The organism is Herbaspirillum sp. B65 (assembly GCF_000333555.1).
GTDB lineage: Bacteria > Pseudomonadota > Gammaproteobacteria > Burkholderiales > Burkholderiaceae_D > Herbaspirillum > Herbaspirillum rubrisubalbicans.
The window spans coordinates 1-12,144 of record NZ_BADI01000727.1; the positions used below are offsets into that span (position 1 = coordinate 1).

Genomic DNA, 12,144 nt, shown 5'->3' on the forward strand with positions numbered 1-12,144 from the left:
CGCCGTGGCGCCTCATTGAGCGCATCGCGGATCACTTCCAGCGCATGTTGGATGTCATGCCGGCTGGCAATGCCGCCGATGCATACCCTCACGGCCTGCTCGGGCGCGGCACTCACGGCAAAGGCGTCGCTGGCCACCACGCCGATGCCTGAGGATCGCATCTGCGCGGCAAAGCTGCTGGCCTGCCAGCCGCCGCGCAGCTTGATCCATAAATGAAACGCTTCCGGCTCCGAGGCATAGCTGTGCTCGGGCAGGATGCGGGCGGCGATCTTCTGGCGCGCCATCGATTCCTTGCGGATGTTGGCCAGCGCCAGGTCGGCCACGCCATCACGGATCCAGTGTGTGGCCAGGGTGGAGGTGATGGGCGAGGCCATCACGGTGGTGGCGCGCAGGGATGCCGTCAGGCGTGCCGCCGAGCTGGCGTCCGGCGCCACCAGGTAGGCGATGTTTGCGCCTGCGCCTGTGCCGAGAACGCACCCATCAGCGCGAGCGCGCACAGGGTCTTTGCTCCAATAAAGGATGGCTTCACTTGCTTCATGAATAGTCTCCGTGGATATTGCCGTTTAATCCTTTTCCAGTTGCTGGAGACGGGCCTTGAAGAAAGCGAGCTGCGCTTCGTTCATGTAGTCCTTCTCATCCATCTTGAGGATTTCTTCCTCGCTCAGCAACTGCGCTGCAGGGGTAGTTTTGGGAGTCTTGGTTGCCACTTCGCTTACTTTCAATACTACGGGTTTTTCAACTATATCCATTATCCCGGCTGATACTGGGCTGCCGGAACAGGTCGCTTTTGAATCCACTTCCCTAGCCGCGTTGGCACCTCTTCAATAGTGGTTCGGCCGGCTTTTGCGACAACAGCGACGACATCGGTTGCCCGGTCAGCAGCGTGATTTCCAGCGCACGCTGGATGCGTTGACTGTCGGTGGGTTTCAGGCGGGCCGCAGTCACTGGGTCCAGTGCGGCCAACCTGGCGTGCATGGCCGGCATTCCGAGCTCGGCCGCTTGTTGGTCCAGTTGCGCGCGCAGGGCAGGATCGGCTTGCGGCAGCTCATCGAGGCCATCGCGCAAGACCTTGAAGTAGAGCATGGTGCCGCCCACCAGCAAGGGCAGCTTGCCGCGTGCGGCAATCTCCTGCGTCAAGCGCAGCGCATCCTGGCGGAATTGCATGGCCGAGTAGGCCGCGGTGGGATCGATGATGTCGATCAGGTGGTGCGGCACGGCCGCCAGCTCTTCGGCGCTGGGTTTGGCCGTGCCGATATCCATGCCGCGATAGACCAGCGCGGAATCGACGGAAATGATTTCGCAGGACAGATGGCGAGCAATCTCCAGCGCGGCGGCCGTCTTGCCGGAGGCGGTGGGGCCCATGATGGCTACCGCCAGGGGCAGGCGCATGTTCATCCTGCTCCTCCTTACTGGCCGCGCAGGAAGAGCTTGTCCAGGTCCGACAAGCCCATCTGGGTCCAGGTCGGGCGACCATGGTTGCATTGGTCGGAGCGCTCGGTGGCTTCCATCTGGCGCAGCAGGGCGTTCATCTCGGGCAGGGTCAGGCTGCGGTTGGCGCGCACGGCGGTATGGCAGGCCAGGGTGCCGAGCAGTTCGTTGCGGCGCTCCAGCAGCACGCGCGAGCCGCCGTATTCGCGCACATCGCGCAGTACGTCGCGCGCCAGGGTCTGGGCGTCGGCATTCTTGAGCAGCGCCGGTACGGCACGCACGGCCAGTGTGGTGGGCGACATCACGGCGATGTCGAAGCCCAGTGCCGACAGGGTTTCCTGGTGCTCTTCCACCGTGCCCACTTCGACCGGGTCGGCGTAGAAGGTCACCGGGATCAGCAGTGGCTGCACGAACATCTCGTTGCCGTCGAGCGCCGTCTTCAATTGTTCATACAGGATGCGTTCGTGGGCGGCGTGCATGTCCACCACCACCAGGCCGGCCTGGTTTTGCGCCAGCACATAGATGCCGTGCAATTGTGCCAGTGCGAAGCCCAACGGGAAATCGCCCTCGGGCAGCGGGGCGGCGACCGGTGCGGGGGCGCTGCTGAATTGGTCTGCCGTACCGCGGGTGGCTGCGCCGCCATCCGCATCGGAGGTCGGTTCGCTGCGGAACATGTTGCCGTAGGCCGCGCGGTCCTGGCGAATGCCAAAGCCGCTGTTGCCGCCGAAGGAGAAGGGGCGCGGCTGTTCGGCGAACTGGGCGGAAAAGCTCTGCTGTTTCTGCTCGCGCATCCAGGGCAGGGGGGCGTTCGGCCCGGTTGCTGCAGGTTGGGCGGCGAGCTCTTCGGATGCTTCACCAGGTTGCTGCGGCAGGTTGCCGAAGGAGACGGCGGAAGTCTGTGCCAGCGTGCGCGAGACGGCATGGAACACGAACTGGTGCACCGCGCGGCTGTCACGAAAGCGCACTTCGATCTTGGACGGGTGGACGTTTACGTCCACCAGCGCCGGGTCCAGCGTGAGCGAAAGTGCATAGGCCGGATAACGGTCGCCATGCAGCACGTCCTGGTAGGCTGCGCGCACTGCGTGGGTGAGCAGCTTGTCGCGCACGAAGCGGCCATTGACGTAGAAGTACTGGCCGTCAGCGCGCGCCTTGGAGGCCGTGGGCAGGCCCACGAAGCCATGCAGACGCAGCGGGCCGGCGCTCTCATCGAGCGGCAGGCGGGCGTTGGCGAATTCGTCGCCGAGGAATATGCGCGCTGCGCTTGGCAAATTCGCCCACGTTCCAGTGGTCGACCGTCTTGCCATTGTGCGACAGCGAGAAGCTCACATCCGGGCGTGCCAGCGCGATGCGACGCACGACCTCGGCGCAGTGGCCGTATTCGGTCTGTTCGGACTTGAGGAATTTACGACGCGCGGGGGTGTTGAAGTACAGGTCCTGCACGTCGATGGTGGTCCCCTGCGCACCCGAGGCCGGGGCCACGGTACCAAATTGGGAGCCGGTGATTTCCCAGGCGTGCGGGGCATCGGCGGTGCGGCTGGTGACGGTCAGTTGCGCCACGGAAGCAATCGAGGCCAGCGCTTCGCCGCGAAAGCCCAGGGTGGCGACATTTTCCAGGTCGGTCAGCGAGGCGATCTTGGAGGTCGCGTGGCGCGCCAGCGCCAGCGGCAATTGGTCCGGCGGGATGCCACGGCCATTGTCGGTGATGGCGATGCGCTTGACTCCGCCTTGCTCCAGGCGCACGGTGATCTGGGTAGAGCCGGCATCGAGTGCATTCTCCAGCAATTCCTTGACCACCGCCGAGGGGCGTTCGATCACCTCGCCGGCAGCGATCTGCGAGATCAGTTGATCGGGCAGCGCCTGGATGGGGCGATAGGAAGGGGAAGACTCGGAAACAGTAGGGGAATGCGGTGCGTTCATGGCCGGATTATACCGCTGGTGGTGCAAGCCCGATGTGAAGAAGCCGCCCGCAGGCGGCTTCATGTGAGACTGGAAGGTCAGGTTTTCCAGTTGGAAAACACATCTCTGCCATTTTTGAAAACGATATAAATCGTTTCCTTACAGGCGGAAGGTGCTGACCGCTGCTGCCAATCGCTCGGCTTGCTGCTGCAGCGATTGCGCGGCCGCTGCGGCCTGCTCCACCAGTGCGGCATTCTGCTGGGTGCTCTCATCCATCTGCGCGATGGCGCGGTTGATCTGGTCGATGCCTTCGCTTTGCTCGCGGCTGGCCGTGGTGATTTCGCTGATGACGGTGGAGACGCGCTGCACGCTGGAGACCACATCGTTCATGGTGTTGCCGGCCTGGGCCACCAACTGGCCGCCACCGGCCACGGTCTGTACCGACGCATCGATCAGTTCCTTGATTTCCTTGGCGGCTGCGGCGCTGCGCTGGGCCAGCGTACGCACTTCGGTGGCTACCACGGCAAAGCCGCGGCCCTGTTCACCGGCACGTGCGGCTTCCACCGCCGCATTGAGCGCCAGGATATTAGTCTGGAAGGCGATGCCGTCGATCACGCTGATGATGTCTTCGATGCGTTGCGAGGAGCTGTTGATGGCGTCCATGGTCTGCACCACCTGGCTCACGACCTCGCCGCCGTGGCTGGCCACTTCCGAGGCGGAACCGGCCAACTCATCGGCCTGGATGGCATTGGCGGCATTCTGCTTGACGGTGGAGGTCAGCTCTTCCATGGCCGAGGCGGTTTCTTCCAGGGCGCCGGCTTGCTGTTCGGTACGCGCGGAAAGGTTGAGGTTGCCGGCGGCGATCTCGCTGGCAGCGGTGTTGATTTCCTCGGTACCGGCGCGCACGCTGGAGACCACTTCCGACAAGCCCATGCTGATGCCGTTGAAGGCGCCCATCAGGCGGCCGATCTCGTCGCTGCTGTGGACGTGCAGGCGGGTGGTGAGGTCGCCCCCGGCAATGCGGTCTGCGGCCTGGCAGACGGCATCCAGCGGACGGGTCACCATGCGATTGATCATCACCGTCAGGATCACTGCCAGCACGGCCAGGAACAACAAGCCCAGGCCGACGTAGAGATTGCGCATGTCATTGACTTCGCTGGTGATCTCATCGACGGACGCTTCGCCCACGATGACCCAGTTCCACGGTGCATAGTGCGTGAACACTGCGATTTTCTTGCGGCCATCGGCGGCGGTGTAGCGCAGCTCGCCCTGCTTTTGTTGCACCAGGGTCTTGATGTAGGTGTCACCGCTGGCGTCCTTGGCCTCCAGCAGGTTGCCACCTTCTTCCTTGCCTTCCCGCGCAGCGCCGGCGATCATCACGCCCTGGTCCTTGCCTTCGCGGCCGTTCAAGGCGAAGAAGTTGCCGGTGGCGCCGATCTTGAGCGACTTGATCTGATCCTTCAAGGCCTTCACATCGGCCGAGATGTCGATGCCCACGTAGAGTGCGGCGATGATCTGGCCGGCGTCGTTCTTGATCGGTACGTACTTGGTGATGTATTGCTTGCCAAACAGCGTGGCCAGGCCGCTATAGGCCTTGTCGGCCTTGAGGGCGGCGTAGCCGGGATGATTGCGGTCAAGCAGGGTGCCGATGGCACGTTCGCCGTTTTCCTTCTTCACCGAGGTCGATACGCGCACGAAATCTTCTCCGGTCTTGGCAAAGATGGTGGCCGTCACTCCAGTGCGGGCGGTGAAACGATCGGGAATGGAAAAGTCCAGGTTCAGTTCGCGCCCATCATTGCTCAATACCGGGGTGGCGCGATCGCCGATCTGCACGGTACGACTTTCGTCCAGGTTCAGCTTGCCGAATTCTTTATCGAACATGGTCGAGAAGCGGTCCACCTGGCTGTTCACGGAGCGGTCGAAGAGGCCGACCATGTCGGCCACACCGCGCGCGTCGTGGTTCATTTGTTCGACCGAACTGCGTTCTACCATGCGCGAGGCGGAGTAAGTGATCAGCATCAGCGCGATCACGAAGACGATACCCACCAGGGCGACCGTCATGGCAGTCAGTTTTGCACCTACCGAGCGGTGGAAAAGGGATGCGCGGGGCGCACCAGACAGAGAATTAGCCATGGATGTTGTTGTTGTTGAATAAACGTGATGTGGAAAGCAAATGCCGAACGGAAAACGCTTGAAGGGTCGGCTGCGCTTGCTGCATGGGTTTGCTCAATACGCTTCCGATGGACCCTCCTGGGTTGCCGTCGTCGGAAAGTCCTGCAACACGGACCAGCGAACCGATAGCAACCTGGCCTGAGGAGCGGCCTGATGAAATCGGATTGCCGAATCGGCAATGAAGGGCTGTCACGATGTGCCAGACTCCTTTACGGAGGCCCGACGCTGATGCTGGAAATCGCGGTACTTGCGAGGAAGGACGTCAGTATATCGTCAGGCTTTTGCGTCAAATCAAATTACTTCGAATGTTTGCGCCCACATTCAACTGTGCTGTTGTTTTTCCACCGGGAAGTGCATTTTTGGCATGAAATTATCGGCTGTGCCATTTGCTTCGCTGCGGCCCTTTAATTTCCGGGTATCGGGTTGGCATCGCAACGATATTCCCGCACCCAAGCTTCCAGTTGATCGGCCGACATCGGTCGCGAAAAGTAATAGCCCTGGGCCACATCGCAGCCCTGGCTGACCAGTAGCCGGTACTGGTCGGCATCTTCCACGCCTTCGGCCACGACGGTGAGCTTGAGACTTTCGCCGATGCGGATGACGGCATTGGTCAAGGCGCTCACGGCTTCATCCTTGGCCATGTCGCGCACGAAGCTCTGGTCCAGTTTCAGTTCCGAGACCGGCAGCTTGCGCAGGTAGCCCAGGCTGGAATAACCGGTGCCGAAATCGTCCATGGCCAGCGGGATACCCAGAGCGTGTACGGCCGAGATGGTCTGGCTGGTGCTGGGGTTGGTGTCCATCAGGACGGTTTCGGTGATCTCCAGGGTCAGGTCGGTGCTCACCAGGTTATAGCGGCGTAGCAGGCCGGTGACGAATTGCGGCAATTCCAGGTCGTGGAAATTGGTGGCCGACAGGTTCACCGAGATGGTCGGGATCTGAATGCCGCGGCGACGCCAGTCGGAGAGCTGGAAGCAGGCCTCTTCCAGCGCCCATTTGCCCAGTTCGCCGATCAGGCCGCATTGCTCGGCAATCGGAATGAAGCGGCCTGGGGAAATCTGGCCCAATTGCGCATCATGCCAGCGTGCCAGGGCTTCTACCCCGTACAGGCTGCGGTCATGCAGGTTGATCTGGGGCTGGAAATGCAATTCCAGATCGCCGCCGCGCAGAGCGTCGCGCAGTGCACTTTCCAGGGCCAGACGCTCCTGGGCCAGACTGTTCATTTCTTCGCTGAAGAAGCTGAAGCGACCGCGATTGACCGCCTTGGCCTGGTACATGGCGATGTCGGCGCGGTGCAGCAAGGTTTCGATGTCGTGGCCGTTGGCGGGGAACAAGGCCACACCGATGCTGGCCGAAGGGTTCAGCGGCGTACCGTTGATGTGGCAGGGCATGGCCAGGCGTTCCTGGACGCGTTTGACCACGTCGGCCAGGTGCTCGGGTTCATATTGGGTCAGCACCACCACGAATTCGTCGCCAGAGAGGCGACCGACGATGTCCGATCGTCGGGCCTGCGATTGCAGGCGCGTGGCCACCGTGCGCAGCAATTCATCGCCGGCCTGGTGGCCCAGCGAATCGTTGACCTGCTTGAAGCGGTCAAGGTCAATGAACATCACCGCTACTGTGGTGTGGTTGCGCTCGGCGGTGGCGATCGCCTGGCCGGCTTGGACCAGCAGCAGGCTGCGGTTGGGCAGGCCGGTCAGCGAATCATAGAAAGCCAGTTGATGGATGCGCGCGCGCGAGGCTTCGCGCTCGATGGCCAGCGCGCACAGGTGCAGGCCGGCATCGACCAGCAGGTGATGGAAGGCGCTGGGCTGGCGCGGTTGGCGGAAATAGAAGGCGAAGGTGCCGATGACCTTGCCGTCAGCCGATTTGATCGGGGTCGACCAGCAGGCGTGCAAGCCGTTGCCCAGGGCCAGTTCCTTGAAATCGCTCCAGCGCGGGTCGCTGGCGATGTCCTCCGAGATCACCGATTCACCCGTAAAGGCAGCGCTGCCACAGGCGCCTACCAGCGGGCCGATCTGCAGGCCTTCGATGGCGCGCGTATAGATGTCCGGCAGACTGGGGGCGGCCAGCGTGTGCAGGCGACCCTGTTCATCGACCCGCAGTACCGAGGCAATCACCTCGGGCGCCACCCGTTCCACTTCCTCGCACAGCAAGCTCATCTGTTCGGACAGGGAAGAGTCGCGCGCCATGGCGTTGAGCACGCGGTTCTGCAAGACTTCATGCACCTTGGTATTGGTGATATCGGTCATCACGCAGACTGCATTGATGAGCCGCCCCGCTGCGTCAAGGATGGGATTGGTCACTGCCGAGATCCACACCGGCTGGTCGTGGAAATCGTGGATCAGTTCTTCGGTATGGAAGCTGTGCCCTTGCAGCAGTTCGTCGTGGCAGCGCTCAATGGATTTGACGAAGCTGGGGTGGTCGGCGAACAGCTCGCGTGGCAGCTTGCCGATCACTTGCTGGCTCTGGAAGCCCAACATGCGGGTAAAGCCGGTGTTGTGGAAGACGATGCGGTTCTTTTGATCGGTGATGAGTACTGCATTGTCGGTTTCGTTGATGCCCAGCGAGAGCAGGTGCAGGTGCTCGCGGTCGCTTTTTTCGCGGGTGACGCGATAGGTAACGTCGTTGCCGATGCAGATGACGCGTTCGGCCTTGCCATGCACATCCAGCAGCGGCGAATAGGTGGCCTCCCACCAGATGATGCGCCCGCTACGGGTGCGCCGCGGGAAGCGACCGGAGAAGAAGCGGCCATTGCAGACATCGCGCCAGAAGGCAGCGTATTGCTCGCTGCCGGTATAGTCGGGATCGCACAACACACTGTGGGGCTGGCCCAGCAAGTCCTCGGCCAGGTACTCCATGGTCTTGAGGTAGTTGCGGTTGACGGCCAGAATGCGCCCTTCGGGCGAGAGTTCGATCACGCCCAGCGAACGGTTCAGGGCGCTCAACACGTTGTTGCTGTGGCGCGAGTCGTCGATGTGGGAACTGATGTCGGCGGCTACCGAGATGACCTTCTGCAACTGGCCGCAGTGGTCCAGGATGGGGCTGCACAAGGCTTCCAGCCAGACCGTAGTGCCATCGATGCGACGTCGCTGCAGAGTGCCGGCGATCACTTCGCCCTGGCGCAGGTGCTGCCAGAATTGCTGGTAGTCGTCGGTGCCGGCATAGGCGGGATCGCATAGCATCCGGTGGTGCTGGCCGACCAGTTCGTGACGCTGGTAGCCCAGCATGGCCAGTAAATTGTCATTGGCTTCCAGTACCGTGCCATCGGCGGCCAATTCGAGAATGGCCATGCAACGCCACAAGGCCCGCAACAAGGCTTCGCGTTCTTCTTCATACAGGCTGGGACGATCACGCGGCACATCAGGCTGCTGATCGAATTGGCCTGCGAATGATTCCTGACTCCCCATACCGCGCCCCCTGTGGCCAGTCATGACGCTTGCCGCTCGTCTTGCCTCATGCAGTGCGCAGTGGCCATCGCCTCAGCGCCCTACACGGGCCCGCATTGTCCGTTGCCTATCCCGGTGGCGCGCGGACCATGACGGTAAAAAATGCATCGCAATGCATATATTTTGCTTGGAAACCGAACAAAGCTGACTTGATCATATGCCAAATCGCTCACGTTGTGCGCGCTCTTCTAGCGCTCTGTATGGCGCTGGGCAACGGGTTCGCGAGCTTTGGTGAGCTTTGTGTTCCGCCGCTTTCATCGCTCTTTTTATCGACCGCCGGCCGGCGTTCTTGAGTCGGGCCGTGGGGAGTGTTGTATGATGCCTGCGCAGGCGTACATGGCTGCGCCTGCGCGATATCTTCCCGGCTTTCCTTGTCGGTGAGAATATCCAGCCGCGCGGCGATGGGGAGCCCCGGCATCGATGAATCACCAACGATTGGGTTTTATGGATTATCTGCAGTTGCTGGACGTGCTGGTGCACGTGGACAAATACCTGGGTGTCCTGATCGAACAGTACGGCGCGCTCATTTATGCAGTGTTGTTCCTGATCGTGTTTTGCGAGACCGGGCTGGTGGTGTTGCCTTTCCTGCCGGGCGACTCCTTGCTATTTATCGCTGGTGCCTTCTGTGCCATGGGGGCCATGGATATCTGGTTGCTGATGAGCCTGCTGGTGGCTGCGGCGGTCGCCGGCAATACCCTCAACTACTGGATCGGCGGCTGGGTCGGGCATCGTGTCTATACCCACAACTACCGCTGGCTCAATCCAGAAGCCATCCGCAAGACCCATGCCTTCTACGAAAAACACGGTGGCAAGACCATCGTGATCGCCCGTTTCACTCCCATCGTGCGCACCTTCGCACCCTTCATCGCGGGCGTGTCGGCCATGAGTTTCGGCCGCTTCCAGCTGTTCAACGTGCTGGGCGCCTTCCTGTGGGTGGTGGGGCTGGTGGTGCTGGGTTATTTGTTCGGTAATATCCCGGTGGTGCAGCAGAACATCAATACGCTGGTCCTGGTGGGCTTGATCGGTGCGGTCATTCCCATCGTGCTGGGAGTGTTGTGGCAGTTGTGGCGCAAGCTGCGCGGCAAGCGCAAGGTCAGCAACGCCTGATCCTGGCGCATCACGAAGAAAAACCCGGCCTGTTGCCAGCGCCGGGTTTTTTATCGCCTGGGCCCAAGGGGGCATCAGGTCAGCCGGTTCTTGGCCAGCGGCGGATTCTTGGCGAAGTAGTTGCGAATACCGGTGAGGATGGCATCGGCCATCTGGTCCTGGTAGTGGTCGTCGGTGAGCTTGGCTTCTTCTTCCGGGTTGGAGATGAAGGCGGTCTCGATCAGGATGCTGGGGATGTCCGGCGCCTTCAGGACCGCAAAGCCGGCCTGTTCCACCGAGCCCTTGTGCAGCTTGTTGATGCCACCGATTTCCTTCAACACCGCATTGCCCACGCGCAGGCTGTCATTGATCTGTGCCGTGGTCGATAGATCCAGCAGTACGCTGGCCAACTGGCGGTCGTGAGTCTTGATGTTGACCCCGCCGATCAGATCGGCCGAGTTTTCCTTGTTGGCCAGCCAGCGCGCAGCGGTGGAACTGGCGCCCTTTTCCGACAGGGCGAACACCGACGAACCGCGTGCGGTCGGCTGCACGAAGGCATCCGCATGGATCGAGACGAACAGGTCGGCCTGCACCTTGCGCGCCTTGACCACGCGCTGGCCGAGCGGTACGAAGAAGTCGGCGTCACGGGTGAGCATGACGCGCATGTTGGGGTGTTGCTCGATCTTGCGTTTCAAGCGCTTGGCAATGGACAGCACCACATCCTTCTCGTGGTTGCCGCGCGCGCCAGTGGCACCGGGGTCTTCGCCGCCGTGGCCGGGGTCCAGCGCGATGGTGATCATGCGGGTCAGCTGCATCCGCGGTTCGTCCGGCACTACCTTGGGGTTGCGCTCATTCTTGTCGTCCGGCTGCGGCTTGAGTTCAGCCAGCGGCGCCGGATCGGGCTTGGGTGGCGGGGTCGGTCCCTGCGCCAGCGGCGGGGCCGCCGGCGTGTCCTTGTTCCACTCGCCCTTCTGGATCAGGGCGGCGATCGGGTCTGGCGGCGTAGCCGGGTACAGGTCGATGACGAAACGGTACTTGTACTCGCCCACCGGGGCCAGGGTGAACACCTGTGGCTTGATTTCATCCTTCAGGTCGAACACCAGGCGCACCACGCTGGGCCGGTTCTGGCCCACGCGCACCTGCTTGATGTAGGGATCGTTGGGCTGGATCTTGGCTACCAGGTCCTTCAGGGTGGAATTGAGATCGATGCCCTCGATGTCCACCACCAGGCGATCCGGGTTCTTGACCACGAAGTGCGTGACCTTGAGGTCGCTGTCGTTTTCCAGCGTGACGCGGGTGTAGTCTTCCGACGGCCAGACGCGCACGGCCAGGATCTGCGAGGCCATGGCGGGCAACGGCGTGATGACGGAGACGAACAGCGCGCCGCCGGCTTTCAAGATGGTGCGGCGGGTTTTGGACTTCACAGGTTGGGAGCGAATTTCAGGCGAGCGAGGCATTGATGACCCTTGTCGGACAACGCACGCAATTCTACATCACGACCGTCCCCTGCAAGTGTCAGGTTGACGTGTATGTCCGGTGGCGGCAACACCGGATCGCCCTTTTCGGGCCATTCGACGATACAGACGGTGTTTTCGTTGAAATGTTCACGAAAACCGGCATCAAGGAATTCCTCCGGGCTGGACATGCGGTACAGATCGAAGTGGATGACTGTTACCATGCGCCCTGCGAACAATACTTCATAAGGCTCCGCCAGCGTGTAGGTCGGGCTCTTGACCCGTCCCTGGTAGCCGGCCGCATGGAGCAGGGCGCGCGTGAGGGCGGTCTTCTATTGGCCAGCAAGCCGCCGCGCTTTCCCTTCATCGCCCTGCTGGTCTCGGGCGGGCATACGCAGTTGATGCGGGTCGATGGCGTGGGCCGCTACCAACTGCTGGGCGAAACACTGGATGACGCCGCCGGTGAAGCCTTCGACAAGTCGGCCAAGCTGCTCGGCCTGGGTTATCCCGGTGGGCCGGCCATTTCGCGCCTGGCCGAGTTCGGTGATCCGAACGCTTAACCATTGCCACGGCCCATGTTGCATTCCNAGAACTGGATTTCAGTTTCTCCGGGCTCAAGACTGCCGTGCTGACCGTGGGTCAGCAACATCACAGCAACGGCA

6 protein-coding genes and 6 pseudogenes are annotated in these 12,144 nt (G+C 61.9%); 2 read left to right on the top strand and 10 right to left on the bottom strand.

Translation table 11 applies throughout. The features are described from left to right. The 8 genes and pseudogenes from I5W_RS17120 to I5W_RS32115 form a co-directional block, all read right to left on the bottom strand. Nucleotides 1-497, bottom strand: a pseudogene (locus I5W_RS17120) (PLP-dependent aminotransferase family protein); the annotation flags it as partial. A 69-nt stretch (nucleotides 498-566) separates the two neighbouring features. Further along, nucleotides 567-749 (bottom strand): annotated as a pseudogene (locus tag I5W_RS17125) (RNA polymerase-binding protein DksA); the annotation flags it as partial. A 76-nt stretch (nucleotides 750-825) separates the two neighbouring features. Further along, a pseudogene (gene miaA / locus I5W_RS17130) lies at nucleotides 826-1,395 on the bottom strand (tRNA (adenosine(37)-N6)-dimethylallyltransferase MiaA); the annotation flags it as partial. An 11-nt stretch (nucleotides 1,396-1,406) separates the two neighbouring features. Further along, nucleotides 1,407-3,345, bottom strand: a pseudogene (gene mutL / locus I5W_RS17135) (DNA mismatch repair endonuclease MutL). A gap of 138 nt (nucleotides 3,346-3,483) precedes the next feature. Next, nucleotides 3,484-5,457, bottom strand: coding sequence for a methyl-accepting chemotaxis protein (locus I5W_RS17140; RefSeq protein ID WP_044530123.1), 1,974 nt, complete (start codon nucleotides 5,455-5,457; stop codon nucleotides 3,484-3,486). Beyond that, entirely contained in the window at nucleotides 5,450-5,689 is a 240-nt protein-coding gene (locus I5W_RS31420; RefSeq protein WP_148289131.1) for a hypothetical protein, read from the bottom strand. Before I5W_RS31420 ends, I5W_RS17140 begins: the two co-directional genes overlap by 8 nt. Before the next feature lie 211 nt (nucleotides 5,690-5,900). After that, on the bottom strand, nucleotides 5,901-8,903 hold the full coding sequence (locus I5W_RS17145; RefSeq protein WP_044530124.1) for a sensor domain-containing protein: 3,003 nt from the start codon (nucleotides 8,901-8,903) through the stop codon (nucleotides 5,901-5,903). A gap of 208 nt (nucleotides 8,904-9,111) precedes the next feature. After that, nucleotides 9,112-9,360, bottom strand: coding sequence for a hypothetical protein (locus I5W_RS32115; RefSeq protein WP_159106128.1), 249 nt, complete (start codon nucleotides 9,358-9,360; stop codon nucleotides 9,112-9,114). Between the two features lie 26 nt (nucleotides 9,361-9,386). Between I5W_RS32115 and I5W_RS17150 the strand changes: the two genes are divergently transcribed. Continuing rightward, a complete protein-coding gene (locus tag I5W_RS17150) occupies nucleotides 9,387-10,049 on the top strand; it encodes a VTT domain-containing protein (protein WP_017451437.1) in 663 nt (220 codons plus the stop codon). Between the two features lie 74 nt (nucleotides 10,050-10,123). On the opposite strand, the gene I5W_RS17155 is transcribed toward I5W_RS17150, so the two are convergent. Together I5W_RS17155 and tsaE are read right to left on the bottom strand one after the other, a co-directional pair. After that, entirely contained in the window at nucleotides 10,124-11,485 is a 1,362-nt protein-coding gene (locus I5W_RS17155) for an N-acetylmuramoyl-L-alanine amidase (protein WP_044530125.1), read from the bottom strand. Next, nucleotides 11,449-11,814 (bottom strand): annotated as a pseudogene (gene tsaE / locus I5W_RS17160) (tRNA (adenosine(37)-N6)-threonylcarbamoyltransferase complex ATPase subunit type 1 TsaE); the annotation flags it as partial. The pseudogene tsaE and the gene I5W_RS17155, both read right to left, overlap by 37 nt. On the opposite strand from tsaE, the pseudogene I5W_RS30070 reads away from it, so the two are divergent. Continuing rightward, nucleotides 11,815-12,144: pseudogene (locus tag I5W_RS30070) on the top strand (tRNA (adenosine(37)-N6)-threonylcarbamoyltransferase complex transferase subunit TsaD); the annotation flags it as partial. It abuts the pseudogene before it with no gap.